Below are 26,610 nucleotides of genomic sequence, written 5' to 3'. Positions count from 1 at the left end.
GAGAGGTGACTGTCTTGAACATTGCCTTACTAGTTATCCTGGCAATAATTCTAGTTGCACTCATTGCTGTGATAGGGTTTTACATAATCATTTACAACAGGTTCATGAGGCTTAGGAATGCCGCCGTGGCGACTCTTGGCCAGATAAGAGTCGCTCTCCGGAAAAGGCTTGACCTAATATCATCTCTCGTAGAAGCCGTGTCTTCTTACGCGAGATTCGAGAAAGACGTTCTCGAAAATGTCACAAGGCTTCGGTCTCGTATAGCTACTGCTTCACCCGAGGAAATAGCGCAGGCTGAGAGGGAGACAAGGAGCCTACTGGCCAGACTACTTGCAATCGTTGAACAGTATCCTGACCTAAAAACAGCTGAGACCGTGAAGAAGCTCATGGATGCTGTGCAGAGCGTCGAGGACGAGATAGCTAGGCATAGATACACCTATAACAATATAATCCAAGAATATAATACAATGATAGATACTATTCCTAGCAGGTTTGTAGCCCTCGCTGCTGGCCTACAAAAACTACCCTATCTCGAAGTCGGCGAGGGCCTAGAGCAAAGACCCAGTACAGCCTTCTATGGTGAGAAGAGCAGTGTGGAGTGAAAAGAGAGTACTCTATACATATGTAGCGCTTCTACTCGCCATCGGCGCAGTATCTCTCTATGCTTCCACGAAACTAGTGCCCTCAAGCGGCAACGTGTATGCAGATTACCACGCTATTCTTAACAATAAGCTCGTCTTAAGAGAGGAATATATTTACCATGTAGGTGTTTCCGGCAAGTCAATGCTATACCGGTACTGGGGAGCCCCCCTCTACTACTTGTTCCCACCGTCGACTAGTGAGCCCTCAATAGTGCTTCTGCGCGTAGAGTGCCCCGAAGGCTCAATAGGATACGTCAAAGAGCATACTGGGCGCATCATATTAATCGCGAGGCACTTGTCTCCAGGGATTCTGGAACGATATGTTGAAACGATTAGAGAGAAGGCGTTCTTCAACGAAGCTGGATGCTACTTCCCGCACGGAATACGTCCTGGCACATATAGAGTGGTGTATGTGTTCAAACTGTACCCGCCAATCCATGTTGACGACAAGTATGCCCATCTTAATCTCAAGCTTGCAGAGAAGCACATACCTTACAAGAGCTTCAGCGTAGAAATACGCGACATAGATATGGTGAAGCTCTACGTCCATGTCCCAGAGTACAAGGTACTAGTCAAAGAGGGCTCAGTCCTCGTCACAGGCTCTTCGCCGGCAAACACACTCATTGAAATAGAGTTTGTAGCGCCCAAGAATAGTTTACTAGACTTATCAGAATATCCCTTGATCATCGTCAACGATGTGGCCTCTAAGGCTTCTAGGGCAAACTCCTTCTACTACATAAAGTACAGCCTCGTCAAAGGAACCTCATACCTTCTTGCAGTCCTCGTGTTAGCTTACCCCCTGATGCTCGTGGTGCTCTACTATAGGGTTGGTAAGGAGGAGGAATACACTGTCCCCGAATATCTGAGCTATGTTCCGAATCCTTCTAGGAAGCCGTGGCAAGTAAACCTAGTATTCCACAAGGACGTCATGGACGTGGATGAGAATGCTTTCTACGCTACTATCCTTGACCTAGTACGCCGCGGGATACTCTCAATAAGGGAGGCTGGAGACGACGATGTCGTGCTCGAGATAAATGAAGAAGCAATAAAGAGGGATGAGAAGCTCGATGGCTACGAGTCAACGACGCTAGAGTTCTTGAGAAGATTTGGCGAGGGGAACATGTTTAGCTTTAAACGATTCAAGGAGAGGGTTGAAGCAGATGTTAAAAGAAACCGCTCTGCGGCTCAGAGCTATACTGATTGGTTTAAAGCTCTAAGAACTCCTCCTCGTGAAGCACTAGATCTCGTAAAGCAGCTCATTGAGCCGAGAAAGCCCATACCAATATGGGTAATCGTAGCGTCGTTTTTCGCTGTGTTTGCATTGATTGTTTTGCTTGCGAATAAGCCAGCTTATTATACCCATCCACAGCGTATCGCCATCTATGGTTTCACATTGATAGGAGAGATGGTGCTATCGTACAAAATGCCGTCCTATGTCTTCGGGCGCTGGAAGAGGGATTACTACAAGGAGAAGCTGGAGTGGGAGGCGTTTAGGAAATTCCTAAGCGATCTGGCACAGCTAAAGAAGTATGCACCACAAGATATCGTTATTTGGAAGGAGTGGCTCGTTTATGCGACAGCACTTGGCGTAGCAGACAAAGTCGTGGAGGCCATGAAGGAGCTGAACATACCGATTCCGAGAGAAGCCATGGTGCCAATAGTTGGGCGTCCAATTATGAGGAGCGCGGCGAGCACAGCCTATGGTGCAACAAGAAGAGGCGGCGCCGGAGGTGGTGGCGGATTCGGTGCAGGAGGAGGTTTCGGCGGCGGTGGCGGGGGAGTTCGCTGACAGTTGCTTCTCTAGCTTGTTTCGCTGCGATCTCCCAGAATCTTATTCAATTCTTATCCAGTAGCGTGAGGCATCCCTTAGCACAGCAGAGTGCCTCTTCTTTTCCTCAAACTCTTCGGGGGTAAGGGGGATAACTTCAACCCAGGGCTCAATTCCGTGAATCCATTCGAGCCTATAAATTAGCTCAAGCCTCTCACTATACCTCATTGACTGGAAGTCGGGCGAGACAACTACAAGATCAACATCGCTCAACCTAAGTGAGTCCCCTCGAACCCTACTACCAAACAAGAAGGCAGCCTCAACCCTTATACCGCTCTCCCGAAGGATACTAATCAGCCTCTTGGCTGCCCTCACTGCCTCCTCCAGCTGCCTGGCCCTCAGCCTTTCTAATGAACTCCTCAATGAATCCAAGTATTCTCTTTGCAAGCGCCAGAGCCCTCTCAGCCTCCTCCTTATCGACGCTCTCCGAAGGTAACCCGTTCGCCGCGTCAGGATACCGAGTCACAGTATAATACTTGTTAAAGATATATAGCTTATCCTCAAGCTCTCTTGGGAGACGAAAACCAGCCCTAACAAGTCCCCGATACAGCTCAGTTACACTATGGGTACGCGGGGGCTCAGACAACGCAACAATAGGGTAGAGCGCTTTAAGAGCCTTTTCCACGGCTTGCTGCGCAAAGAATGCTACCCTAAACCATCTCCCCTCCTCTAGCATCAGTTCAGCGTCCTCAATGTCCTCTCGGGCAGCTTGTAGCCATAGGTACGATTCGCGCCGTATTCGCATAAATCTCCCCTCAGACTATGAAGAAGCCTCATTATTCTCAGTTATCATTACTAGTACAAAGGCGTTAAGCGGGTCTATCCAATCTAAGTTGTTTAAGCATAGCTACGTTAATATCTTGTGAGTGCTCTTAAGCCGCTCCTCACGGCAAGGTATGAGCTTACTAGGCGGTGTCTCTGATTCATTGCGCTCTTCTTCCCGATGAGTGCAATACTGTTTCCTGTATAGGTTTTTACTAGCGCGTTTAACGCTGCGATGTGCCGCCTTATAGAGGTATAGATGTCTCGTAGCTTTCCAACAGCTTCCCCGCCATCTTCTAGGCCTACGAGTCTTGCCACGGCATCGCTTAGAGGTGGCTTTGTCTCGAAGAGGTCAGCGATACTTATGTAGAGTACGTGGTTCCTAGCTGCCCTCATAGCCTTGAGGAAGCCGGCTACCTCGTTAAAGTTGTGTGCATAGTCTGTTAGCACAACTACCGGGCGGTGCATCTTTCTCCGAATGCTCGGCAGCACGTCTAGAAGGGATGCCTTGCCTCTGAATCCCTGCGAACAAGCAATATTGTCCAGTATGTATGCTGCCTCCCTAGGCTTGTTAGGTGAAAGTACCTTCACGTCCTCGGCCATAATTACGAGGGTTAACTTGTCCTCTAAGCTATCAGCGAGCGAGGCGAGAAGCGTAGAGGCGAAGCCGAGAATCCAAGGCTTCTCCCCGAAGCCCATTGATGAAGTAGTATCTACAACCATCATTGTATCAATCATTCTCTCGGCCTGGAAAACCTTCACTATGAGCCGAATGTCTCCGTCCGGTGTAAGGCTCCGGGCGCTAAGCCTCCAATCCACGTAGCGGACATCGTCTCCATAGACATAGTCGCGGAAATCGATATACTCGAGCCCTAGGCCCTGCTCAGTGCTCCTAGAGAGCCCGGTGTACAAGCTCTCGGCGAACGCTCTTGCAACTCTAATACTGCTCCTAACCAAGTTACAGTACGTGTCCACGGCGCCTATCCATCTCTCCGAGCAACGTAGCCAACTAATATAATTAGAGCGAGCCCCATCTATACGCTACGCGGGAAGAACTAGTCTTGGCTCCAAGATTCTTCGGCATCAATGAGCTGAGAGACGCCCGGGTATACGATAGCGAAGCCCTCTTCTACGGCGTGCTTGACGGCCTCGTGTTCCGCGAGGGGACGGTCTTCCTCAAGATAGCTATCGAGGTTAAGGCTCGCCAACCAGTAGTCAACGTTGAGAAGCTTAGGCGCAGACTAGTCGAGAGCGGTGCTAAGCTTGGAGGCGAGGAACCAGTAGAATACCTCGTTGCCAGGGCTCGGGAAGAAGGCCTTGACATCCCGTACCGGGTAGCGGAGAAACCAGTTAGGCTTACCAAGGCACTTGTACCCGTGAAGGAGGTGGCGATAGCGGACTCTAAGAAGCTCTGGAGAGGAATGGAGAGCCGAGAAGAAAGAGTAATTGTGCTTAGAACGCCTCGGGAAGCACGCTATCGTGGTCGCGAAATAAGGGTAGAAATGCCGGCTGTCCCGGGGCCCGGTGAGCTAAGGGGCAAGCTTGTAGTCAGCTTATCTGACGGCATACTTGGCTACGCGGAGGAGATAGTAATAGGTCCAGGTGAGCCCGGTATTAGGGTGAGCCATGGCCAGGGGGTAGCGGGTTATATTAACTGGATAGCCTTTCTCAATACGCTTAAGAAGCGCGGCCTCATAGACTTGTATGAGAAGCTGGCCGAGCACTACGATCCTCTAGCGTCCCCTAGGCTGGACATAACTATGCTGCCCAGTATTGAGAGGCTTCTTGAGTCGCTGGGTGTACCAAGTCATGCAAAGCAGCTGCTGCACGAGCACGTGGTGAGTGAGCCGCTCCGGGGCTCATACACCGATATCCCTTGGTCCAACGTGCTCAAGATAGGCGACATAGTGATTACAAAATAGGCGCGAGCCAATGTATCCTCCTCCCTGATGCGTGGAGAAGAGGTGCAGTTGTATGAGTACTAGGCACCACAGGGACATAGATGAGGTAAGGAGCATAACCACGGAGATGTTAAGGGCACTGCACCGGGTGATAATAGGTCTACGCGAAGAGACAAGCCTAGTAGCTGTAGCAATGCTTGCTAATGGCCACGTCTTGCTTGAAGGAGTACCGGGTATAGCGAAGACAACCATGGTGAAGGCCTTAGCAAGGCTTCTGGGACTCGTAGGGAGAGAAGAGGAGATCAATGGTGTCCCCTTCAAGGGGCTTAGCAGGATACAGTTCACGCCCGACCTACTACCAAGCGATATAACGGGCAGCCTCGTCTACAACCCCGCTACAAGGTCCTTCGAGACGAGATTCGGCCCTATCTTCGCTTACATGGTTCTTGCGGACGAGATAAACAGAGCAGTACCGCGCACACAATCAGCCCTTCTCCAAGCAATGCAGGAGAAACAAGTAACAATAGGAGACAAGACCTATAGCCTAGAGTTCCGCGAGAAGGGGAAATTCTTCCTCGTATTCGCTACACAGAACCCCGTGGAGCAGGAGGGGACCTATCCACTTCCCGAGGCACAGCTCGACCGGTTCCTCATGAGAATCCTCGTAGGATACCCCGAGAGCCTCGAAGACGAGAAGAATATACTCCGGCTCCACTCGGCAAGGCTCACAGAGCCGATAGAGGATCTTGAACAAATAGTTGAGCCTAGATGGCTCGTAGAGGCCCAGGAGACTATAGCAAAGAGCGTAGAGGTTACAGAGGAGACTCTAGACTATATTGCCCGCGTTCTCCGCTCCACCAGGCCCGAGGTCTTCGAGCCGATAAGCGAGTACTTGGAGCTAGGAGCAAGCCCTAGAGCCGGGATAGCATTGCTGAGAGCCGCGAAGGCCCATGCAGCGCTACGGGGCAGCAGCGTCGTAGAGCCGAAAGATGTTGACAAAGTATTGTTCCCTGTACTAAACCACCGCCTCATACCGAGAGTAGAGAAGCTCATAGAGTACGAGGAGAAGACCCGCTACGGCGCCCGGATAGCGCTGATCAAAGACGCGCTAGAGCTAGTCAAGAAAACAATAGCATAGCCGGTTTCGCCCCTCTTGAACCCAGCTGCTTATACTCAGCTTAGGGTGCTAGATGGCATCTACACCAGGGTATAAATAAGCCCAAGGCCTCCTCCTCAAACAGAAGAAACCATGCCACCAGTTGTACTGGTTTCCGAGGCATCATGTCTCACTTGTGCTCATAGAACTTGCTTGGCGGGGCCCGAGCGCCGTGATAGAGTTCCGCAATGTGTATAAGACTTACCGCCGAGGCCGGATCGAGGCGCTAAAGGGCGCGTCTTTTCTCGTGCCAAGCGGAGCCCTCGCCGGGTTCCTCGGGCCAAACGGCAGCGGTAAAACCACGAGTCTAAAACTCATGGTAGGCCTCCTTCACCGCGACCAAGGCGAGATACTGGTTAAGGGCCTTGACCCCGAGTACGAGGCCAGAGAAGTCCGTGCGATTACCGGGTTCCTACCAGAGAAGCCAGTCTACCCACCTAGTGTCAGTGTTGAGCATTTCCTTCGACACGTTGCGAGGCTCCGGGGGGTCCCTTGGAGCGATGTTAGAAGGATTGCGCGGCTTGTTGGGATAGAGAAGTATCTTGACAAGCCCGTGTCCAGTCTCTCAAGGGGCTACTTGCAGCGCCTAGGCCTAGCGCAAGCTATTTTGAGCCAGCCCGAGATACTCTTGCTGGACGAGCCGACAGCTAACCTCGACCCAATCGCTAGGCTCGAGATACTTGAACTCATATCGGTTCTGAAGAAGGATCTAGGCGCCACGGTGATTATCTCTAGCCACATATTGCCAGAGCTACAAATGGTCATAGACTATGCCGTGTTCATAAACAATGGGAGGGTAGTAGACTATGGACGCCTAGCCGATCTAGCATCCCGCTACGGAGCCACAGCGGTATACAAGTTAACCGTGGCGACAGAGCCGAGGAGCCTCGCCAAGGAGCTCCTAGACCTGGAGAGCGTAAAGGGCGTCATAATAAGAGATGAGAAGGTTCTCGAAGTCCACGTGGACCCAAGGATAGCTGATTTCTCGCCATACGTTGAAGACCTTGCGAGAAGAGGCCTCGTATTAGACTACAGTGTTCAGACCAGCTACCTTGACCAGCTATACCGGAAAGCAATAGGGGGCTCCTAGGCCATGAAGAACATAAGCTTTGAGAAAATACTCGCCCAGGCAGACTTCATAACGAGCAGCATGTTAGGCAAGTCTGTCCTAGCACTCGTAGTAGTAAGCTCGGTCCTGAACGCAGTCTTCCTCTCGCTCAGCGGCTTCCAGAGAGACGCCATAATGGTTATAGAGGTCATAATAACGCTGATATACGTGCTCATATCATCGATACTCGTAACAGGCCTAGCAGAGGAGCTCGGAACAGGACAAGCAATTGCCCATCTTGTACACCCAATAAGCAACGAAGAATACATGCTCGCGTGGCTGCTCAGCGGGCCAGGTCTCCTAGGAATAAGCTACGTGCTCGCTATACTAACTCCGATACTGGTGATATCGCCGCGCTCAATAACAAACCCAAGCATCTACGAGCCACTCGTCTACGGGCTTGGAGAACTCTTGTACTTAACCTTGCTCGCGTTAATGTTATCTGTCTATACAAGGAATAGGAGCCGAGCATCCCTCTACATAATAGTTCATGAACTACTTACACCTGTGCTAGTTCTGCTCGCCTTGGCTATCATAGTCGGTATGCTCGATATAGAAATCAGTGAATCCACGGTAATGGCGATACTGGGTATATGGCACCCCGTAGCAGTGCTGACGGCGACAAACAGCTCAGCTAAGACTCTCTTACTAATCTATGCATATGGTGTGAGCTTTGCACTCTTCGCCCTCTTATACCAATGGGCAAAGAGGATGGAGGTGTAACTGGTTTTGCTGTTTCGCATCCTAGGCCTAATACTGATAATAGTTGGTCTATCATCAATAATCAGCATCGCTTTGCCATCCTTTCTAGGAACTGGTTTTAAGCAAACACTTGGAACCGGCAATCCTCACATAGTCGGGGTTAGTGGCAATGGTGTTTACCTCGTATACGATACTTGTACATCGTCAATTCCCATTAGTGATGCATATAGGACAGTAATCTATGTAGACAAGTCAATTGTTACGTATGGTGCCCGAAGACTTGTAATATTGAATCATGGGTCCCTAAGAGCGCATATATATTTGTACGTATTGAAAACATCATCCTGTATTTTTAACCCGCCGGCAAACTATGTAAGAATTAACAGTATTTCGGATCTCGATAACCTGGTTAAGTATACGTACTCTATGCCTAAGGACGCCTTTATATATCACGGTGCTCGCCTAGGCGAATATATCGATATAACTGATTATTTGGCTAAATACAGCTTAGGCTTTGGAGCCTCTAGGCTACTACGAGTAATCGTCGCCATATACATTCCTGCAGATAGTTTCGAGATAGAGGACCCGGCAATGGGTACCAAGGTGCCTGGTAAGCAAGTAGTAAAAATGCTCCAATCACTTGCTAGCTCGCAGCAGCCATGGACCACTCCGACTTCGGGAGCTGTACACGCAGTACGACAAGTAGGCATATGGATAAAGATGGGCTTGATCCCGAGAATTACTTGGCTAATGGCTGCCCGTGCAGCATCTATAATAGGTGGAGGCTTTCTCATAATAGTTGCTGATGCAAGTATTCACCCAGAGTACTATACTGGTAAGTGGCGTATATTTAGAAAAATAGCAGATAAACTAAGAACATGATGACCTCGAATACTGTATGACCGCCGCCCTCATATAGCGGAGAGAAAGGCATCATCCAGGGTGTTGGCCCGTAATGAGGGAGAAGAGTCTGAGGCTTAGGTTGCTAAGTAAGAGGACTCTTGTATGGATACTAGTGGTACTTGTGCTACTGTCTCCGTTTATAGTTACGTTTATGCCTTTTGGCAAGGGTAGCGGCGAGAAGCCGAAGCCTACCGAGCTCATGGCCAAGGCAACCGTCCTCGCTAATATGAGTTTGACGCAGCTAAGTAGAGCACTCAGCCTATTGGAGCCAAATACAAGCAAGACGTGGGTAATTGCTTCGCAGGCTTTCAGCGTATCTAGGGATCTTATGGAGGCGGCAAACGAGGTTAGTGTTAACAAGGGCTTCTCAGCCGCGATGAAGAAAGCTATGGAGAGCTATGCGCTTCTAGCCAACGAGTCCGCTGAAAGCACGTTAGCTGTACCGGAGCTGTATGAGGGCTTACTGAAGACTGCCGAGGCGCTCGGCTTGGCCGAGAACTGTAGGATTGACGAAGCGCTGAAGACCTATGAGGAAGCTAAGCCTCTTCTAACAAATGCTAGGGAAAGATTGTCAGAGGCGCTTGGCTACGGCTCCAGCATTGATACTAGTGCTCTACTCTCACTGCAACATAAGGAGATCGCTGAAAACCTTACAAACAAGGTAGCTGAGGCTCTCAGCATGCTTAACGAGATAAATAGGTTCTTCAACTTCCTTGCCCAGAACAATGATACCGTTAAGAAGCTTTGTACCGGTGAAAAGCCTTCGCCACAGGAAGCCGAGAACCTAGTTAAAGGGATCAAGAGCCTTAGACCCGAGAAAGCAGGAGCAATGGGCTACAATGAAGCAGTGATAATCGAGCAGCTTCTCAGCAAGCTAGGTAGTCTCCAGCAGGGAGGACAGGAGGGCCCAGGTGCTAGTAGCGGTGAGCAAAGCGGGAGCCAGGGAGGCGGTCATGGCGCTGGCTATCGTGCACCAAGTAGCGACGATTAGGGGAGGGCTCGGGGGCCGTGTTAATGAAGCTCTTCCCGGTGGACACTATTCACATAGAGTTTGGGCATCCTTATCTCTTAGCCCTGCTCGTCTTGGTTCTCGCGCCTTTCTACCTCTGGAGGCTCGCTAAGAATAACTACTTGGTTATTCGCTCTAAGCTTGGCGGCCAGGGTTCTCCTCCTCGCTTCCCAGCTGCACACTTATTGCTCATAGTATTGCTTGTTGTAGCCTCCTCGTCGCCGAGTATAGCTACGTATAAGCGGGTGAAGTTGAGCATAGAGAACATAGACAAGGCTATGAACATCCCGATAACCTTGGTTGTTGCAATAGATCTCTCCAAGAGCATGGGGTATAAGGAGGGCACGAAGACGAGGCTCGACCTGGCCAAGGAGCTCCTAAGCGAGATGCTTACCCGCGTAGGGAACGCGTCAATAGTCGTCCTCGGCTTCTCCGCCACAACTAGGCTCATCTACAAGGGGCCTCCATCTAATGTTTCGAAGGCACTCCAAGGACTCAGGGCGGGGGAGAAGTACTCAGCAATAGGCGACGCCCTATCATCAGCGGCGACGTATCTCCGCGTATCGGGGCTCCCAGGTGCAGTAGTCGTTGTGACAGATGGTGGTTGGAACTATGGTCCTGACCCGGTACAAGTAGCTAAGAGCTTGAAGGAGAGGCACATACCAGTACTATTCGTGATAGTTGGGTCGGATCCACGCGGCTACAAGCTGGAGGCAAGACTCCGAGATACAGGCGTCAGGGTTTACAGGCTTAACCAGATAACCTACAGCGTGCTCGAGAGCCTTGCAATGGATGCTGCTAAGCGGGCAAGGCTTCAAGCATTAACGGCTAAGGGTGAGACCTCGCTCCTCGTCCGGGCTGGGCGCAGAGACATATCCTGGATAATTGGCGCCTCTGCAATAGCTCCTCTAGTCCTCGTTCTCAGAAGGCACGGAGTCTAGAGGCGGGGTTTGGTTGAGGGTCTTCTTCTCAAACCCGTTGGCTGGTGTCGCTGTAGCGGCGATATCGGCGCTGATACTCCTTAGGCGTAGACTCCCTTCCAGGAAGTATGCTGAGATGAACACGTTTTTCAACCCGCTTGTAGACTTCATAGAGAAGCCGGTGTATCGTCGCCCACGCAGGCTCCTCGTACTCGAGGTACTACTAGCCATTCTCCTATCATTGGCGGTGGCATCGCCTACTATTGAGTACACGGTCGTCAAGCATGTGGAGAAGCGGAGCCTTGTGCAGCTCCACATTCCTCCGCGTCCGGTGGTAGTGGCTATAATCGATGTCTCTGGGAGCATGATGGGAGCAAAGCTAGCGGAGGCGAAGAAGGCGCTAGAGCTGCTCGTCGAAAAACTCAGTAGGCTCAATAAGACCGTTGACATAGGCCTCATAGCGTTCTCGGACAAAGTAGAGCTAGCAGTACCTCCCGGGGCAAACGTGTCCGAAGTACTGGATGCTATAAGGAGGCTCGAGGCAGGCGGCGGCACTATGTATACGTATCCCCTCTCCCTCGCCTATAGCTGGCTAAAGATCTACCGCGAGTTCAACCAGACAGCCATAATAGTGTTTGCCTCGGATGGTATCCCAGCTGACCGCTTTGAGTACCGCGAGGTATTGGAGAAGCTTGCATCCATGGGGATCCGTGTCTACACAGTCTTTATAGGCAATAATCCTTCTGGCCGCGACGAGGTCGAGTACATGGCTAGGGTCGGCCACGGGAAGAGCTATGTAGCGGAAAAGGCGAGCGACCTGGTAAAAGTCTTCGAGAAAATAGCCAATGAGACGGGAAAAATAATAGAGAATACAACAGTGACTGCAAGGCTAACAGTCAAGGTGAAGGAGCAGAGGAACCTAGCCGCACCACTCTATGCAGCAAGCCTAGCTGTGTTCCTGCTACTGAGCCTGGAAAGGTATAGGGAGACACGATTAGCGCTCTAGGCGCGTCACCCCTGGCTCGTTCTAAGGAATACGGGGTCTATGTTACCATACTCACAGCTCCTGCAAGGAGCCCTATCCGACGGCCTTGGCGGCTCCAGTGAAGCTAGCTCGTCTGCCACTGTTAGGCCGTTTCTCTCAAACCACTCGGCGAGATCCTCCGGCACGAACCTCTCAACAAGGAAGGTTCTCCCAGCAACGTCTTTGAAGACGAGCACTGCTTCCTCAAGAGGCCATTTCTCGACCAGTATCCACGTATATGCTGCGAGCTGAGCCTTTGCAGCCAAGTAGCTCCTAGAGTGTCTACGCACAAGCCATGGCTTTGACGAGGTCTTTAGCTCCGCTACGCGTAGGCCTCCCCTACTATACTCTATCGAGTCAGGCACCCCTATCACCATGTAGCCTCTTGGAGCCCTTCGCCCAATCATCGGCCACTCTTCTCGCCTAAAGTACTCCACAATATCCGTGGCCTCATTGTACTTTCTCACCTGCTCCTCATACTCGCGGGGATCAATAAGCCCCATTGAGACCACTCCATTCTCTAAAAGCTTCTTAAACGCCTTCCCGTCCTCCCTTAGCAATACCTCGGCTATCTGTGGCCCTGTAAGCGCCTCACTAATTGCATCGCTCGCGTTCTCCCCGTGAATAATTCTCCCCGTGATTATTCTCTCCCTGCCCTTCTTCCAGAGCTCAGCAGCCCAGAGGACAACGAGCCCAGCAAGCTCGTCCTCCCCCAGCTCCTCCAAGCTCAGCCACCCGGTGTTGAAGAGGCTCACACTGTGCCATGCCTTAAGCCTGCACCAATACCAAGAACCAATACTACTGGCGGGAACTACTGGTGGTGCTTTCTTCCTAGCCAGCGAGCCTACTGCCGCCAATGCTCTATGCTCACATACACGCTTCGCCATCAATACTGCCCCATACTTACGCTATGATAGGGGCTGCGAGAAAATATAACCACAACCGCAGCAAAAGGTAAGCAGCTAATTCTATGATAAGGCAAAAACGTGTGCTCTTCTCCTCTGAGCTAACAAGGCATCGCTATGTAGAGAAAAGAGTAGACAGTACTCCTTTCTAGGCACAGCGTCGACTATCTAAACAGTGCGGGGTTGCTATTTCTTGCTAGTCTCTACCACAAGGACGTCAATATTCTTGCTTATAGAGACCACCTTGCTCGAGACACTCCCTAGCAAGAGTCTCTCTATTCCGCCTCTCCCCCGCCTACCAACAACTATGAGATCGTAGCCGTTCTCCTCGGCGTAGCGTACGAGCTCTTCTGCCGGGTCTCCCATGAGGACGGCGTAGTCTGCTTCGCTGAGCCCGGTTGTCTCCTTTATCTCTGCTATGAGCTTCTCAAGCTCCTTCTTTGCGGGCTCCTCTAGCGTGCTAATATCTACTGATTCCGGGACCATCAACTCGCCAAGGAACACTACGGGGGGAGGAAGAACAGTTGCAACGGTAATCCTCGCTCCAAGCTGCTTGGCTAGATCCACTGCTTTTCTTACAGCTATTTTTGATGCCTCACTGCCATCGTATCCTACGAGTATTTTCCTATAAGCCATGTGTTGTCCCCAGGATACTAGGAGCGGTTGAAACGGTGTAAAAAGTGCCTTGCCGGATTAAATTCGATAGTTGCGCTCTATTTTTCCGTGACGTGTTTCGGCTCGTTCCTTGTTACCGAAAATGAGTGGTGTACTGTTTATGCTGGATGCCCCGAGAAGCAGTATTGGCCCTTCTCCCTGCTCATAAGTGCCGAGAAGGGGTAAGGGGTGTAATGGCCCTGGGAGAGGAGGAGCAAGCGCAGCTGTTTAGGAAGGCGCGCGAGGCGCTGGAGTCTGGTTCCAGGATACACGTAGTAAGCCATGTAGACCTTGATGGCTTATCCTCGGCAGCAATAATCATGCGGTGGGCGCGCTCCAAGGGCAAGGAAGTGGCTCACAGCGTTGCCGGGGTCCGCGGCCTCTACACGATGGCTAAAAGGGCGCTTCAAGGCGCAGCGGGTAAGCCGGGCACGGTCGTAGTCATTGCGGATCTGTCGCCACGTGGCCGCGGTGATGCAGAGGCCATAGCGACTCTGGCGAAGTATGCTAAGTCCGTCATCTGGCTAGACCACCATGTGTGGGAAGAGGACGTGGAGACTGTGCTTGAGAAGCACGGTGTAATAGTTATCCGTGACCGGAGCAAGGTGACAGCAGAACTGGCATGCTTTCTCACCGAATGCTGGAACGACGAGGTTTCGAAGAAGCTAGTCGAGATAGCGAGAGCCGATGACTCTTGCAGCGAGGACCCCTACGGCCTCGCAGACAAGTGGAGGCTCGTTCTCCGCTACCTTGACTGGGAGGGATTGAGGCGCGCGGCCCAATCCCTCTCCCGGGGCGAACTCTGGCCCGACTGGGCTAGAGAGATCTACGAGAAGGAAGCGCCTAGCTATTATCGCGAAATAAGGGAGAAGACAAGCGTCCTAATAGAGTCCTTTAACGGTATAAGGGTTGCCGTGGTGACCCCGCCTCCAAGAGCAAGCGCGTGCGACGTCCAGCGCTTGGGAGCGACCCCGGGGCCCGATAAAGCCGACGTAGTTGTAATAGTCTACCCGAAGGGGCTCAGCATAAAGACGTGGGGAAGGCTGAGAGCTGATTGCATCGCCGCAAAGCTCGGGGGAGGCGGTCACAGCAACGTCGCAGGAGCACCTAGGCCATCAACAACAATGGGGTCAGCGCAAATAGCGAGAATGGTTGCGAACGCGGCAAAGGAGTGCTTATCCCAGAGCCTCGGCCCAGTGCCCTCTGGTACCGCCTATACACAAAGTAGGCGGAAAGAATAACGAGGAAAACAATAAGCGCATATGCTACAAGGATGCTTACCGGGTCGAGCCCCCTAGTTGCCCAGTCTCTGAACCTGCTCAACCATGCTCGCCTCTCTGTCCCCGGCGCTAGTCCGGCATCTTAGTCTCCGCTATGTATTCAAGGTTTAGCTCGGTCTCCGGGTCAAACAGCATCACCTTCTCAGTGGGTACTACTATGTACAAGTTATCGCCGCTGCTAGGCCTCTCCTCCGGCGGTGTGAGGACCTTGACAGGCGTGCCCGCAACGATGAGTGTCACGAGAGTCTCTCTACCCAGGGGCTCAACCGCGTATACTTCGCCGCGAATGCTCAGCGCACCTGGGCTAGGCTCTGCTGAGAGCTTGGCATGCTCAGGCCTAAACGCGACGACAATCTCCTCGAGACCAGCTTCCACAAGTATCTTTGCATACTTCTCGCTCACCGGGGCCACTGAGCCTGCAACCTCTATTGCAACGGTTTCTCCCCTAACGACTTTGCCTTGAAGCATGTTTGCTGGAGGCGAGCCTATGAAGCCTGCTACGAAGAGGTTCTTCGGCCTATAGTAGACATCGTCGGGGCTCCCTATTTGCTGCACGCGGCCCTTGTCTATCACTACAACCATGTCTGCTAGACTCATGGCCTCTGCCTGGTCATGTGTGACGTGTATAGTAGTTATCTCTAATTCGCGCTGCAGCCTCTTGAGCTCAGCACGTATCATTAGGCGTAGCAATGCGTCAAGGTTGCTAAGGGGCTCGTCGAGCAAGAGCACCTCGGGCTCCTTTACGAGTGCTCTTGCTAGTGCTACTCTTTGTTGCTGGCCGCCGCTGAGCTGAGCCGGATAACGGTCAAGAAGCTCCTCTATGTGGAGGAGCTTGGCGACCTCGTGGACTTTTGAATCTATCTTTGACTCTGGTGCCTTTCTGAGCCTAAGTGGAAAAGCTATGTTGTCGTAGACAGTCATGTGGGGGTAGAGGGCATAGTTCTGGAAGACTAGGCCTATGTTCCGCTTGCCCGGCGGTAGATCCGTTACGTCGCGGTCACCGAAGTATATGCGCCCGCTTGTGGGCTTATAGATGCCTGCGATGAGGTAGAGTAGCGTCGTCTTGCCTGAACCGCTTGGGCCCAGGAGGACGGAGAACCTTGCGTCGGGGAAGCGTAGGGAGATATTGTCTACTGCGACTACTTTTCCGAAGCGCTTAGTAATGTTCTCGAGGACTACTTCGACCATTACCCTTTCACCCCTCCGCTCATTGTTTCGAGTAGGAGTCTTTGAGTGAAGATAAAGAAGAGGAGCGTGGGAAGGAGGTATAGTGTTCCGGCGGCTGCTGCTATGGGGAGGTAAGCTGTCTCAATGTTCCCTATTGTCTCCTCTATGAATGTTGCCAACGTCTTTATCCCGCCAGCGACGTATAGGAAGACGTGGACATAGATTAGGTCCTCCCATCCAGCAAGGAACGCGAAAATCGATAGCGCGGCTATGCCTGGCTTAACCTGTGGTAGGAGGATCTTCCACCAAGTCTTTATGCGGGACGCTCCGTCAACGAGCGCGCTCCACTCAACCTCCCACGGGATCTTGTCGAAGAATCCCTTCATGAGCCAGATGCTCATAGGTATCTCGAGCGAGGCCCTAGCCAGTATAGTGAAGAGGAACTGGTAGCTAGTGAGCACATTCTTTGGAACCAGCTGCAGGCTCCAGACATAGATAGCGTACACAGCAATAAGCAGAGCTACGCCTGGAAAAGCGTGGAGGAGTATGAGGAACTCCATGAGCCCGCGCCTCCACTTGAACCTCATACGCGAGAAAGCATACCCCGCGAGAGTACTGGCAACGACGACGACTGCAGCTACCCCGGCTGCAACAACTAGCGTGTTTATGATTATCTTTACGAGGTCCCAGAAAGTATAGAGTGGCGCAGCAGCGGGCTCAAGCCTGCCCTCGAAGAGCAGTCTCCAGTTCTCGAGACTATACTTTGCAGTGAATATGTCAGGGCCTGAGAGCATGTGGTCTGCAAAGCTAGACAAGACTAGCAAGAGATATATCATTACGAGGGGGAGGCTGATGAGGCCAAGGATGGTTGCTAGTAACAGCGTCATGCGTCTACGAGATATCGTCTCCACATCATGGTACACTATAGTCTCTGCTACTGCTTCTTTCCTCCCCCGACGTACCCTTCCAAGAATCGAGGCAAGGCTCATCATATCTCACCCCGCGGCTCCTGCATCATCTTCTTGAACCCAAGCAGCCTCAGCGAGAGGAGGCCGAGCACAGCTCCTATCGCCACTAGTATCGTTGCAGCAGCCGCTGCGACGCCTTGCTCCCCGGCGCTAAAGGCCTCGTTAAAGACGTAGAGCGCCCAGGTTGTACCCCACCAGCGGTCTACCACACCCCACTCTGTCAGCAAAAAGATGTGTGCGAACGTCGTTAGTAGGCTGAGTAGCTGCCAGATAGTAACGTATACGAGGTGCCACCTTATTTGTGGTAGCAGTATGCGCCGAATAAGCTGAAACGTGTTTGCCCCATCAATCCTTGCCGCTATTATCTGTTCGCGCGGTATGCTCTTCAAGGCACTATAGAAGATTATCATCCCGAAGCTGACGCCGACAAAACCGTTCACAACTATGAGTATGAGCCACGTACCGGCTGGCTGAAGGGAGGGATCAGTACCCCATGCGATCGGGTGGTCTATTAGGCCTAGGCGTAGGAGGAGGCTGTTAAGCGTCCCCTCACCGCTCCCTAGGAAGAAGTAGTACCATAGGAGCGAGTATACGGCAACTGGTGTAAGCCTTGGGAGAAGCCACAGGCTGCGATACGTGAGCGAGACCGATTCCTCCATGAAGAACGCTGCTAGTGCTAAGAGGAGGCCTCCGAGCACGTTTACGATGAGCGTGGCCGAGGTAAATACTATCGTGGTTTTGACGACTTTGCTTACGTCGGGGTCGTGCGTCACGAGGTAAAATAAGTACTCGTAGCTCTGGGTAGTAAATTTGCCCATATAGGCTTTCAGATTCCAGTCGCGGAGAGGAGTGAAACCAAGATATACTGCAAGGATGAGAGGTATTATGTAGAAGACTACGACGAGAGCTAGGGCCGGGGAGAGGAAAAACAGTATTTGCTTAATCCTCTCGCTGTCCGCCATTATGTAGCCCTCCTATCTAGGGCTAAGGGTATTGCCAGTTCGTCGGTATCTCGCCCTTGATCTCTGTTGCCTTGCTTAGCTCGGGGTCGGCTTTAACCTTGCTGATGATGTACTCGACTGCCTTGTCTGGCGTCATCTCGCCACGGAGCACCTTGTCTACTGCGTCGCGGAAGATGTCGGCTAGCTTCGGGTATAGTGGGTGCATTGGTGTTAGCTTTGTGTATTCTAGTAGCTTGCTAGCATTGGCAAGGAACTCAACGTTTATGTCGTTAACAGTCTTCTTCACTATGTCGGCTATGGCGTTCTTTACCTCGGGGCTTAGCTCTATCTCTAGGTTGGCTAGCTTCTGTACCCATGCCTTGTCGTTGATTAGCTCTGCTGCCTTCTTGGTTACTGGTAGGTGTGCGCTGATAATGCTGTGTATCGCTACTAGGTCTGGGTCGCTAGCTTTCACTATTAGCAGGAACGCTATCATGTGGTATACATCCTTGTATTTAGCGTAGTCCTTGTTGTCCTTTCCAGCATTGCTCGCTATCATCCATACGAATGGCTGACTGAGCGTCACCGGCTTGTCTCCATGATCACCTGCCGGGAACAAGGTGTAGTAGAAGTACCTCTTTACCTCCTCGGCGGTCAGGGGCCTGCCGTTACAGTATGGCTTTGTCTGCCACTCTGTCCAGTGCCAGGTACCACCTATCCAGATGAGAGTCTTACCACAGACTACTGCTGGGTGTATTTGCTTAGCCCAGTCCCAGCTCATCATGTCCTTCGGGATTAGGCCGTCTCTGGCCATCTTCCACTCAACGTAGAGCCACTTATACACAGCAGGAACGTCTACTACTAGCTTGCCCGTAGCAGGGTCCTCTAGCTGGCCGCCGAATGCGAATATGAACTGTATGAGGTCTGGGTGTGCACTACCCTTTCTGTGTAGTACGCCCCACTGCGAACACTTGTTCTCGACAGCTAGCTTGGCGTACTTGTATACTTCGTGCCAAGTGACTTCTCCGCTCTTCACCTTATCGTAGAGGTTGGCGAGTATGTCCTCACCGGTCTTCTCCTTAATGCACTGTGCTACATCGGTGCGCCAGTAGAGAGGTCTTGCCTCCGTGTCCTGTGGGAGGCCATAGTACTTGCCCTTCCACTTGACAGCGTTGAGTAGGCTCGGATAGAAGTCCTTGATGAACTCGCTGTACTTTTCAACGTAGGGCGTTATGTCGAGTATGTAGCCCTCCTCAGCGAATCTCGCTATCCACTTGTAGCTGTTGGCCATGATGTCTGGGTTCTTGTTGGCCTGGAACCCTGTCTCGAAGTCCTGTGCAAGCTTGTCGCCGCCGCCTCTCCTAAACTCCGTCTTAATCACTATCTTGAAGTCGATGCCCTTGCTCTCAACGATCTTGTTGAGCCGGTAGGCGGCCTCACTGATAGCATATACTCTCATAACGCTGTTGGGGTCACCCGCGCTGGCGACTCTGAACTCTACCTGGTGGATTCCTTGGGCAGCAAGGTACTTTGCTATAGAGACAATGTCCTTCTCGATGTTGCCAGTAAGCTCCGGCTTGGCCGGGGCAGCCGACGTTGTTGGAGTAGATGTTGTCTGCGGTGCTGTTGTGCTCGGCGCCGGGCTAGAAGTTGCTGTAGTTGTCTGTGTACCTTTTCCGCCCTTTGCGGCATAGTACCATGCGGCGCCCGCGATGATTAATATAATGACTATGGTTGCAACTATCCACGCGGTGCGAGAAGCCATGCCTTTCTCACCTCTCTACATAAGGCTCTAGAACCGGTTCTAAATCCACTTAGAAGTATAGTGAAGGCCGCTTCTATTAAAATATTACTCCATGGCGTCGCAAATAGGGTAATCTCAGTGAATAGCAATAATAGTACAATAGGGGTCTAGAAATAGCACTATAGGGATAATTTATGTCAATGTATTGTTTATACTATAGGCTAATAGATTAGCGATACTGGTCCATAGGCTCTACGCGCACAGCGTGCACGAGATAACCTGTATGCGCGATCATAGTTGTTTGTGGTCGAAACGCGTCCCCGAATGGCTCATAGCTCCGGACAAGCACCTCATACACGCCTATATTGCCCCATCCACCACGAAGCCTCATGCTTAGGAGGAGGCGCTGAACCTGATTAGCGGCAGGGAGGAAGAACACTACCCCCGCACTCGGCCTCAGAGCCTCGTGAAGGTGTCTAAGAACAGCCCAGGGGTCAGGCATGTCGATAACAGCCGCGTCTATGTTCTTCTCATCAATGCCTTCTCTCGCGTCACGATGCTTGAGCGTAACCCTTTCCAAGAGTCCTAGTTTCTCAAGATTCTTCTTAGCTATCTCTAAGTTGTCTCTACGCTTTTCATAGCCATAGACGTGTCCTTGCTCTCCAACAATCTGTGCTAGGAAAGCAGTCGTAAAGCCGCTTCCAACGCCTATCTCGAGAATCCTCATGCCCGGCTTAAGGTCTAAGAGCATGGCGATGAAGCCGTGATCCTTGGGGTATATTACTTGGGTCTTCCTCCTTAGCCCTCGCTCCATGTAATCGACAAGCCTTGGCCTCATGACGAGCGCCTTGATGCCGCTGCTGAGCTTGACCCACGACCCGTATCGGAGCCCTATTACGTCGTCATGGCGAAGTACTCCGCGATCGCTGCCAGTGGTGCCGCCCCTGCGGACACGGAATATGAAGCGTCTACGCTCATCTATGTAGAGCAGCACGGGGCAACCTTCACAGACTGTGTCGACGCAGCACTCCTCGGCCAAGCCGCTATCCCTCTCTGGCTCTAGGTGCTGGCTAGGAGGAAAAATAGACGTAAGAACCATTTATGGTTAACAAAAAGCGCTTAGAAAAGAGCGCTGTGTGTCTTGGATCCTTATTCCCTCTTATAGGGCTGGCCTACGTGTCGCGGTGGTCTTACCCTGCCTAGGACTCCTGCAACAGCTGCCAGCGTGACTATGTAGGGGATTGTGTTGAGCAGTGTGTCGGGTACAACTGCCTTCACGGAGGGCATTATCTTGACCCATTCTCGTAGCACGTCGAAGAAGCCGAAGAGCGCGGCTCCTCCTAGTGCTCTTAGCGGGTTCCAGTCGCTGAAAACTACTAAGGCTAGGGCTATGAAGCCTCTTCCAGCCGCTATCTCCTTGGTAAGCGTTGACAGCCAGTCAAGGCTCATGAATGCACCCGCGAGGCCTGCAAGGGAAGCTCCTATGATTGTTGCAATGGCTTGTACTCTTTCAACGTGTATTCCAACAGTGTCTGCTGCTTCGGGGTTCTCGCCGACACTTCTAATGGTGAGGCCGATGCTTGTCCTAAACAATATGTACCACATGATGGGGGCCAGGATCAGCGCGAAGATTGTTACAGGGCTTATGCCGCCAATCCTCGGAACGCGTGCATAATTGTATACCTGGTGCTGGCCAGCGCTGTGCCAATAGACTATGAGCATGAACGGCACTAGTCCCAGGGCTAACGTGTTGATACCGACGCCCGGTATTATGTGGTCGCCCTTAAGGTACGCTGTTAGCGCTGCGTGGAGTAGTCCTATCGCCGCTCCTATTCCTAGGCCTGCTAGGAGCCCTATAAGCGGGCTGAGCGGATTATGGACGGCCTCAGCCGCCATGACTCCTACCATTGCGCCGAGCATTATTATGCCTTCGAGGCCGATGTTGACTATGCCGGCTCTCTCAGCCAGTATTTCGCCTAGCGCGGTCAAGAGTATGGGGGTCATCGCGTCGAGGGTGCTTAGTGTGAAGAGCCAAGCAGTGTGTGCATCCATGGTTTCACCCCTTTTGTAGCTCGGCTAGCTCTCTCCTCCTGCGTAGGTATTCGCGGAGCATGCGGAGGGTTCCGGGAACGGCTAGGGCGACTATGATGACGCCTTCAACGACTCTCACCATTTCGAGCGGAACTCCTGCATAGATTTGCATGTAGCGTGCACCGGACTTGAGTGCACCGACAAGAATTGCTGCGAATATTATCCCGATAGGGTGATTGGCCCCTATCAGTGCGACCGTTATGCCGTCGAATCCTAGGCCGTAGAGGTTGCTCAGCCCAGTCGTAATAGCGTAGTGAGGCGGCCTCCCCAGGACCTCGCCGGCGCCAGCTAGGCCTGATGCTATTCCGCCTACAAGGAACGAGATCATTATGGCCTTCTCGGTCTTTATGCCGGCGTAGCGGGCAGCCAACGGGTTAAGCCCGGCGGCTCGGAGCTCGTAGCCGGTAACAGTGTACCATAGCAAGTAGTAGACGAATAACGAGAACAGTATTGATACTATTATTGTCGCTGAGAGCTCCGTATCTGGGACTAGTAGTGGAAGCCTCGCATGCGTGGGGACACTTATCGTCTTGGAGGGGTCCTCTGGGTTATAGACGACGTAGACGCGGAAGTACTCGACTATCCAAAACGCTATCCAGTTCAGCATTATTGTTGATACAACTTCGTGAACTCCTCTCTTAACCTTCAATATGCCAGCTATGTAGGCCCAGACAAGTGCAAGTACAACCCCTATAGTATAGGCGAAGAGGGTACCTAAGACACTATCCAGCAATCGGATCTTATAGGTAGCAAGCCAGGCGACAAGTACGGCGCCGAGAGCGCCCATGTAGAGTTGGCCCTCGGCTCCTATGTTGAAGAGACCGGCCCTAACGCCGACGGCAAAAGTTATACCCGTTAGCATTATTGGCGCCGTGAAGCTGAGAGTCCCCGTAAGCCCGTAGCTATCGAAGAGGCTCATGCCGAAGAGGCTCTTATATGCCTCTACAGCATCGTAGCCGCTGAGATACATAATGATTGCTCCTACCAAGAGGCCTACGAGTAGCGCGATAACGCTCTCTCCTAGCCTAAGGAGGCCCTCCACGAGCCATTCAGGGAGCCTTGTCCGAGAAACCTCCAGCCTTTCAGCTTGAGCCAAGACCCTTTACCTCCATACCGCCCATTAGGAGGCCGAGCTTCTCCTCTGTGAGCTCCTCGGGGCGTGTTACAGCAGTGAAACGTCCATCATACATTACTGCCACCCGGTCGCTGAGCTGTAGAACCTCATCGGTATCAGCGGAGACTAGTAGGACAGCGTGCCCCTTCGTGCGCAAGTCAACGAGCAGCTTACGGATATACTCGGTGGCAGCTACGTCCAAGCCTCTCGTTGGCTGGGCAGCGACTATTAGCCGCGGGTTCTTGGAAAGCTCTCTTCCAGCCAGCAGCTTCTGCTGGTTACCACCGCTAAGATAGCGCACGGGGCTGCGCAGGCTCGGGGCTACAACCTCGTACTCCTCAATAATCTTCCTTGCATGGTCGTAGACGCTCCTCCACCTTATTGCGCCAGCTTTGCCGCGGAACTGCTCCCAGCGATGCATCCCGAGCACACTGTTCTCCGCAACACTCATGTCGAGGACGAGGCCCATTGCACGCCTATCCTCGGGTATATGGGCTACTCCTAGCTTGTACAGCTCGCCAGGCTCCTTGTTAGTGACGTCAACATTCATTAAGAATACTTTGCCCTTCTCAACCCTCCTCAGCCCCGTGATGGCTTGCACTAGCTCGGCCTGTCCATTGCCCTCGACCCCGGCGATGCCGAAGATTTCGCCCATCCTCACCTCGAAGCTCACACCCTTCACGGCCCACGCGCCAGTATCACTTCTCACCCATAGGTCAACGACCCTTAGTACTGGCTTACCCGGCTTGGCCGGAGGCTTCTCAATACGTAGGAAAACCTCTTTGCCAACCATCATCCGGGCAAGCATGCGAGGCTCTGCCTTCTCTCGTGGAACCTCGCCTACAACCCTCCCCCTCCTCATGACTACTATGCGGTCAGCTATCTCCAAGACCTCTCTAAGCTTATGGGTAATGAATATCACTGATTTCCCGCTATTCCGGAGCCTCCTCAACGCCTGGAACAAGACCTTGGTCTCGAGCGGTGTGAGGTTAGTCGTGGGCTCGTCGAGGATCAATATATCGACTCTACGGAGAAGCATACGAAGTATCTCTATCCTTTGCCTCTCGCCGAAAGACAGCTGCTCAACCGGCACATCGAGGCGGACACGGAGCCCTGTCTCCTCCATGAGCTTCTCAATCTCCCGCCGCGCATCCCCCTTGATCTTGAGCCCGAGAACTATGTTCTCATACCCAGTAAAGACAGGTACAAGTGCTAGGTGCTGGTGCACCATCCCGATACCCTTGCTGAGGGCATCGGCCGCGGAATGAAATGAGACCTTCCGCCCCCGTAGATATATTTCTCCACGAGTGGGGCGAAGAAACCCGGAGAGAATCTTCATCAGCGTTGTCTTTCCTGCACCGTTCTCGCCTAGGAGGCCGAGAATCTCCCCGTGATATATGGCTAGGTCTACGCCTCGGAGCGCGACAGTACCATCTGGGTAAATCTTGACAATACTCTTCATAAGCACTATAGGGTTCTTGGCGTCCTCCAAGGCCCTCGCAACCTGTCGGTGATAAGTGCCAAAATAAGGAAAATGAGCTATTAGGTAAAAAAGTGCTTGGTAACCCGATTCCTCGGTATGGACTAGAAGAGGCCTTATCCTACCTTGAAGATCTCTCTGAGCTTCGCTATCTCTTTGCTGTCTAGCGGTATCATCTTCTCTATGTCGCTGAACTTCACGCCATAGACCTCTAGGTCCTTGTTCGTCTTAAGCGTGTCTTGTAGCTTGTAGGCCTCGTCCCAGATCCACTGCGGTATTTGCTCTCTCATCTTCTTGACCTTCTCGTAGATCTCTTGCTTCTGCTCTGGCTTTATCTTTCCAGCCTGTACACCGATCTCTAGGAAGGTTTCTAGGTCCTCTAGGCGGCTCATCCCGACGCCGCCTTCGGCGAGGCCTAGCTCGAGTATACCGCCGTACTTTGTCACCTTGCCTGCATAGTAGTCTAGGGCCCTCTTCACAGCAGTATATACACCAACGTCAACCCTCTTCATCATGCTCGCGATTATGAAGCCTGGCTTGATCCAGTCCTGGTCGCTGTCAACGCCTATCGCGAATGGCGGGCCCATGTCCCTGCCCTGCTTCTTCGCAGCCTCCTCTACTGCCTCGAAGATGCCTAGGCCGGTCGCGCCAGCAACGTTGTAGACGATGCAGGCGCCGTTAGCTAGCTGTGCCTCAGTAGCGGTCTTGCCGCGTGCTGGGTCGTTGAAGGCACCTGTATACGTGTAGAGTATTCTTAGTGGCTGAACCTTCTCGCCAGTGTGTTGTTCGTATATCTTCTCTCCATACCTTATGCCCCAGTAGTAGCCGGCCTCGAACTTGTAGAGAACCGGTATCTCCATTCCAAGCACTACGCCTACAGCCTTGCACTTGTAATGATGCGCCACCATGCCGGCCAGGGCGCCGACTATGGCGCTGCCTTCATGCTCCTTGAACAACACGCTTAGAACGTTAGGCTTGTCCGGGATGTAGCCGTCTATTATAGCGAATAGCTGGTCAGGGTACTCGTCGGCAACCTTCTTAACGGCGTCAGTCATGAGGAAGCCCACCGCGACTATAACTGCACACTTCTTGCTCTTCGCCAGCGTCCTCAGATTGGGGAGATAGTCTGACTCGCTTGTACTCTGAACCTCTTTCAGCTTGAGGCCGAAGTCCTTAGCCGCCTTGCTTGCACCCAGGTACGCCATGTCGTTGAAGCTTAGGTCTCCTCTACCACCGATATCGTATACGACACAGACCTCGTTACGCTCACCTGCGGCAGTAGTTGTGGCCGGGGCGGTAGTGGAGGCTGGGCTGCTGGTCTGGGGTGTGCTAGTTGCGCCGGTTGCCGTGGGAGAGGCGGTGGCCGACACACTTGGTGTACTCGTAGTGGTTGTCTTGCCGCCGCCCTTTGAGGCATAGTACACAGCCACGCCTGCGATAATAATGATGAGGATAATTGCGCTTATAATAGCAGTCTTATTCATAACGTATATCCCCCGCTATACCTCTCTCGCGTGATAGAGTGCAAAGGCACGGCTAGAAAAATAGTTCTTACAGCTTGAACCACGTAAGCAATCCCTTATCGCGGAAGTAATATGCCTAAGCCCCTGCCTCGGGCATCCTTATAAGAGGCGTGTGGAGACCAAAGACTACTAGTGAAGTGATGAACGCGCCGGAAGCGAACCCCGGACCGAGGCGCCCAGTGAGGCGCTGATGGCGTAAGCCGGGTTGGCTGACGCTGCTACTTTTCGCAGCGAGCAAATACTCGTTAAGGCTCTCCTCGAAGCGGCCTTAGCTCATCCTGGTTACGGGTTATACCCTGCCTATTGTTCCGGGGAAGAGTATCTGGTAATACTGGGCTAGCTATTGCCCCCTCCGGGGCTTCTCCCTCTTCCATGCATAGACCTCTTCCGGTGTCTGGGCATGGCTGCGGTAGTAGAGGTTAGGACAAAAAGTACCGGCATAGACACTGGTCTTCTAAGCCTACCCCTCGACGAAGAGGCCCGCTTCGCCTGCAAGGGGGCCGGGGTAGAAGAGGAGATAGATGGCTGGGTATTCGACTACCTGGGTAAAGAACTCGTGGAGAAGCGCTTCACGGGCTTCGTATGCGTAAAGTACGGCACTGGGCACCGGCTCGGCCTCGTAGTGCTTGATGGAACTGTGTTCGGTGCCTGGCTCGCAGGCCCCCTGGGCGAGTACTGGGGCGAGGAGGCGTTGTCTGCTGCAGAGGCTCTACTAGGCCCGGCCCGCGTCAAGTTTGCACCGCGCCCCGCCTACGAAATCGCATAAGCAGTATGTTGGGACTCGTTTTT

The 26,610-nt window shown here is 52.5% G+C and carries 27 protein-coding genes; 13 read left to right on the top strand and 14 right to left on the bottom strand.

All coding sequences use genetic code 11. The annotated features are described in order from the left end of the window. Window positions 1–5: 5 nt before the first annotated feature. Together SBG41_RS01390 and SBG41_RS01385 are read left to right on the top strand one after the other, a co-directional pair. Window positions 6–602: a LemA family protein gene (locus SBG41_RS01390; protein ID WP_397470760.1), complete on the top strand. Its 597-nt coding sequence runs from the start codon at window positions 6–8 to the stop codon at window positions 600–602. Further along, the gene (locus SBG41_RS01385) at window positions 592–2,430 is read left to right on the top strand and encodes a DUF2207 domain-containing protein (RefSeq protein WP_317895756.1); all 1,839 of its coding nucleotides are present in this window, start codon (window positions 592–594) and stop codon (window positions 2,428–2,430) included. Before SBG41_RS01390 ends, SBG41_RS01385 begins: the two co-directional genes overlap by 11 nt. 42 nt (window positions 2,431–2,472) lie before the next feature. On the opposite strand, the gene SBG41_RS01380 is transcribed toward SBG41_RS01385, so the two are convergent. The 3 genes from SBG41_RS01380 to SBG41_RS01370 all read right to left on the bottom strand — a co-directional run bounded on the left by SBG41_RS01380 (window position 2,473) and on the right by SBG41_RS01370 (window position 4,206). After that, entirely contained in the window at window positions 2,473–2,784 is a 312-nt protein-coding gene (locus tag SBG41_RS01380) for a nucleotidyltransferase domain-containing protein (RefSeq protein WP_317895755.1), read from the bottom strand. Continuing rightward, window positions 2,759–3,214, bottom strand: coding sequence for a HEPN domain-containing protein (locus tag SBG41_RS01375; protein ID WP_317895754.1), 456 nt, complete (start codon window positions 3,212–3,214; stop codon window positions 2,759–2,761). Before SBG41_RS01375 ends, SBG41_RS01380 begins: the two co-directional genes overlap by 26 nt. A gap of 107 nt (window positions 3,215–3,321) precedes the next feature. Beyond that, a complete protein-coding gene (locus SBG41_RS01370; RefSeq protein WP_317895753.1) occupies window positions 3,322–4,206 on the bottom strand; it encodes a DUF58 domain-containing protein in 885 nt (294 codons plus the stop codon). An 86-nt stretch (window positions 4,207–4,292) separates the two neighbouring features. Here SBG41_RS01370 and SBG41_RS01365 point away from each other — a divergent pair, with 86 nt between their 5' ends. The 8 genes from SBG41_RS01365 (at window position 4,293) to SBG41_RS01330 (ending at window position 11,936) form a co-directional block, all read left to right on the top strand. Next, complete coding sequence (locus tag SBG41_RS01365; protein WP_317895752.1) at window positions 4,293–5,153, top strand: hypothetical protein; 861 nt, start codon at window positions 4,293–4,295, stop codon at window positions 5,151–5,153. Between the two features lie 52 nt (window positions 5,154–5,205). Then, window positions 5,206–6,270 (top strand): AAA family ATPase, encoded by a 1,065-nt coding sequence (locus tag SBG41_RS01360; protein ID WP_317895751.1) that lies wholly within the window; start codon window positions 5,206–5,208, stop codon window positions 6,268–6,270. Between the two features lie 190 nt (window positions 6,271–6,460). After that, window positions 6,461–7,378: an ABC transporter ATP-binding protein gene (locus tag SBG41_RS01355; RefSeq protein ID WP_317895750.1), complete on the top strand. Its 918-nt coding sequence runs from the start codon at window positions 6,461–6,463 to the stop codon at window positions 7,376–7,378. A 3-nt stretch (window positions 7,379–7,381) separates the two neighbouring features. Further along, window positions 7,382–8,119 carry a hypothetical protein gene (locus SBG41_RS01350; protein WP_317895749.1) on the top strand — a complete coding sequence of 246 codons (738 nt, stop codon included), beginning with the start codon at window positions 7,382–7,384 and terminating at the stop codon, window positions 8,117–8,119. 6 nt (window positions 8,120–8,125) lie between these two features. After that, window positions 8,126–8,980: a hypothetical protein gene (locus SBG41_RS01345; RefSeq protein WP_317895748.1), complete on the top strand. Its 855-nt coding sequence runs from the start codon at window positions 8,126–8,128 to the stop codon at window positions 8,978–8,980. 73 nt (window positions 8,981–9,053) lie between these two features. Continuing rightward, window positions 9,054–9,992, top strand: a complete 939-nt coding sequence (locus SBG41_RS01340; RefSeq protein WP_317895747.1) for a hypothetical protein — start codon at window positions 9,054–9,056, stop codon at window positions 9,990–9,992. Window positions 9,993–10,015: 23 nt separating this feature from the next. Continuing rightward, window positions 10,016–10,951 carry a vWA domain-containing protein gene (locus SBG41_RS01335; protein ID WP_317895746.1) on the top strand — a complete coding sequence of 312 codons (936 nt, stop codon included), beginning with the start codon at window positions 10,016–10,018 and terminating at the stop codon, window positions 10,949–10,951. A 13-nt stretch (window positions 10,952–10,964) separates the two neighbouring features. Then, window positions 10,965–11,936 carry a VWA domain-containing protein gene (locus SBG41_RS01330; RefSeq protein ID WP_317895745.1) on the top strand — a complete coding sequence of 324 codons (972 nt, stop codon included), beginning with the start codon at window positions 10,965–10,967 and terminating at the stop codon, window positions 11,934–11,936. 5 nt (window positions 11,937–11,941) lie between these two features. Here the strand turns inward: SBG41_RS01330 and SBG41_RS01325 are convergent, their stop codons facing one another. Next, the gene (locus tag SBG41_RS01325) at window positions 11,942–12,841 is read right to left on the bottom strand and encodes a PD-(D/E)XK nuclease family protein (RefSeq protein ID WP_317895744.1); all 900 of its coding nucleotides are present in this window, start codon (window positions 12,839–12,841) and stop codon (window positions 11,942–11,944) included. 204 nt (window positions 12,842–13,045) lie between these two features. Beyond that, on the bottom strand, window positions 13,046–13,495 hold the full coding sequence (locus tag SBG41_RS01320; RefSeq protein ID WP_317895743.1) for a universal stress protein: 450 nt from the start codon (window positions 13,493–13,495) through the stop codon (window positions 13,046–13,048). 212 nt (window positions 13,496–13,707) lie between these two features. Between SBG41_RS01320 and SBG41_RS01315 the strand changes: the two genes are divergently transcribed. Further along, window positions 13,708–14,754, top strand: a complete 1,047-nt coding sequence (locus SBG41_RS01315; RefSeq protein ID WP_317895742.1) for a DHH family phosphoesterase — start codon at window positions 13,708–13,710, stop codon at window positions 14,752–14,754. A 108-nt stretch (window positions 14,755–14,862) separates the two neighbouring features. On the opposite strand, the gene SBG41_RS01310 is transcribed toward SBG41_RS01315, so the two are convergent. The 9 genes from SBG41_RS01310 to SBG41_RS01270 form a co-directional block, all read right to left on the bottom strand. Continuing rightward, window positions 14,863–15,981, bottom strand: coding sequence for an ABC transporter ATP-binding protein (locus SBG41_RS01310; protein ID WP_317895741.1), 1,119 nt, complete (start codon window positions 15,979–15,981; stop codon window positions 14,863–14,865). Further along, entirely contained in the window at window positions 15,981–16,949 is a 969-nt protein-coding gene (locus SBG41_RS01305; RefSeq protein ID WP_317895740.1) for a carbohydrate ABC transporter permease, read from the bottom strand. The genes SBG41_RS01310 and SBG41_RS01305 overlap by 1 nt, the downstream gene beginning before the upstream one ends. Beyond that, entirely contained in the window at window positions 16,949–17,890 is a 942-nt protein-coding gene (locus SBG41_RS01300; RefSeq protein ID WP_317895739.1) for a carbohydrate ABC transporter permease, read from the bottom strand. Before SBG41_RS01300 ends, SBG41_RS01305 begins: the two co-directional genes overlap by 1 nt. A gap of 22 nt (window positions 17,891–17,912) precedes the next feature. After that, entirely contained in the window at window positions 17,913–19,634 is a 1,722-nt protein-coding gene (locus tag SBG41_RS01295) for an extracellular solute-binding protein (RefSeq protein WP_317895738.1), read from the bottom strand. Window positions 19,635–19,842: 208 nt separating this feature from the next. Next, window positions 19,843–20,652, bottom strand: a complete 810-nt coding sequence (locus SBG41_RS01290) for a tRNA (adenine-N1)-methyltransferase (protein WP_317895737.1) — start codon at window positions 20,650–20,652, stop codon at window positions 19,843–19,845. 110 nt (window positions 20,653–20,762) lie between these two features. Beyond that, a complete protein-coding gene (locus SBG41_RS01285) occupies window positions 20,763–21,665 on the bottom strand; it encodes an ABC transporter permease (protein ID WP_317895736.1) in 903 nt (300 codons plus the stop codon). Between the two features lie 4 nt (window positions 21,666–21,669). Beyond that, a complete protein-coding gene (locus SBG41_RS01280) occupies window positions 21,670–22,800 on the bottom strand; it encodes an ABC transporter permease (protein WP_317895735.1) in 1,131 nt (376 codons plus the stop codon). Then, window positions 22,787–24,280: an ABC transporter ATP-binding protein gene (locus SBG41_RS01275; RefSeq protein WP_397470772.1), complete on the bottom strand. Its 1,494-nt coding sequence runs from the start codon at window positions 24,278–24,280 to the stop codon at window positions 22,787–22,789. The genes SBG41_RS01280 and SBG41_RS01275 overlap by 14 nt, the downstream gene beginning before the upstream one ends. A 134-nt stretch (window positions 24,281–24,414) precedes the next feature. After that, window positions 24,415–25,791, bottom strand: coding sequence for a BMP family protein (locus tag SBG41_RS01270; protein WP_397470771.1), 1,377 nt, complete (start codon window positions 25,789–25,791; stop codon window positions 24,415–24,417). A 235-nt stretch (window positions 25,792–26,026) separates the two neighbouring features. Between SBG41_RS01270 and SBG41_RS01265 the strand changes: the two genes are divergently transcribed. Together SBG41_RS01265 and SBG41_RS01260 are read left to right on the top strand one after the other, a co-directional pair. Next, the gene (locus SBG41_RS01265) at window positions 26,027–26,161 is read left to right on the top strand and encodes a hypothetical protein (RefSeq protein WP_317895732.1); all 135 of its coding nucleotides are present in this window, start codon (window positions 26,027–26,029) and stop codon (window positions 26,159–26,161) included. A 60-nt stretch (window positions 26,162–26,221) separates the two neighbouring features. Continuing rightward, window positions 26,222–26,587, top strand: coding sequence for a hypothetical protein (locus SBG41_RS01260; RefSeq protein WP_317895731.1), 366 nt, complete (start codon window positions 26,222–26,224; stop codon window positions 26,585–26,587). Window positions 26,588–26,610: the final 23 nt, after the last annotated feature.

The organism is Pyrofollis japonicus, from assembly GCF_033097485.1.
In the GTDB taxonomy this organism is placed as follows: Archaea; Thermoproteota; Thermoprotei_A; order Sulfolobales; family Pyrodictiaceae; genus Pyrofollis; species Pyrofollis japonicus.
This window is presented reverse-complemented; position numbering and strand designations above follow the sequence as displayed.

Excerpts from the sequence above, each read along its gene's own strand:
- SBG41_RS01340 (WP_317895747.1), top strand. The coding sequence starts at position 9,054 with ATGAGGGAGAAGAGTCTGAGGCTTAGGTTGCTAAGTAAGAGGACTCTT.
- SBG41_RS01275 (WP_397470772.1), bottom strand. The coding sequence starts at position 24,280 with ATGAAGAGTATTGTCAAGATTTACCCAGATGGTACTGTCGCGCTCCGA.
- SBG41_RS01285 (WP_317895736.1), bottom strand. The coding sequence starts at position 21,665 with ATGGATGCACACACTGCTTGGCTCTTCACACTAAGCACCCTCGACGCG.
- SBG41_RS01350 (WP_317895749.1), top strand. The coding sequence starts at position 7,382 with ATGAAGAACATAAGCTTTGAGAAAATACTCGCCCAGGCAGACTTCATA.
- SBG41_RS01300 (WP_317895739.1), bottom strand. The coding sequence starts at position 17,890 with ATGGCGGACAGCGAGAGGATTAAGCAAATACTGTTTTTCCTCTCCCCG.
- SBG41_RS01260 (WP_317895731.1), top strand. The coding sequence starts at position 26,222 with ATGGCTGCGGTAGTAGAGGTTAGGACAAAAAGTACCGGCATAGACACT.
- SBG41_RS01360 (WP_317895751.1), top strand. The coding sequence starts at position 5,206 with ATGAGTACTAGGCACCACAGGGACATAGATGAGGTAAGGAGCATAACC.
- SBG41_RS01310 (WP_317895741.1), bottom strand. The coding sequence starts at position 15,981 with ATGGTCGAAGTAGTCCTCGAGAACATTACTAAGCGCTTCGGAAAAGTA.
- SBG41_RS01325 (WP_317895744.1), bottom strand. The coding sequence starts at position 12,841 with ATGGCGAAGCGTGTATGTGAGCATAGAGCATTGGCGGCAGTAGGCTCG.
- SBG41_RS01315 (WP_317895742.1), top strand. The coding sequence starts at position 13,708 with ATGGCCCTGGGAGAGGAGGAGCAAGCGCAGCTGTTTAGGAAGGCGCGC.
- SBG41_RS01320 (WP_317895743.1), bottom strand. The coding sequence starts at position 13,495 with ATGGCTTATAGGAAAATACTCGTAGGATACGATGGCAGTGAGGCATCA.
- SBG41_RS01305 (WP_317895740.1), bottom strand. The coding sequence starts at position 16,949 with ATGAGCCTTGCCTCGATTCTTGGAAGGGTACGTCGGGGGAGGAAAGAA.
- SBG41_RS01335 (WP_317895746.1), top strand. The coding sequence starts at position 10,016 with ATGAAGCTCTTCCCGGTGGACACTATTCACATAGAGTTTGGGCATCCT.
- SBG41_RS01295 (WP_317895738.1), bottom strand. The coding sequence starts at position 19,634 with ATGGCTTCTCGCACCGCGTGGATAGTTGCAACCATAGTCATTATATTA.
- SBG41_RS01375 (WP_317895754.1), bottom strand. The coding sequence starts at position 3,214 with ATGCGAATACGGCGCGAATCGTACCTATGGCTACAAGCTGCCCGAGAG.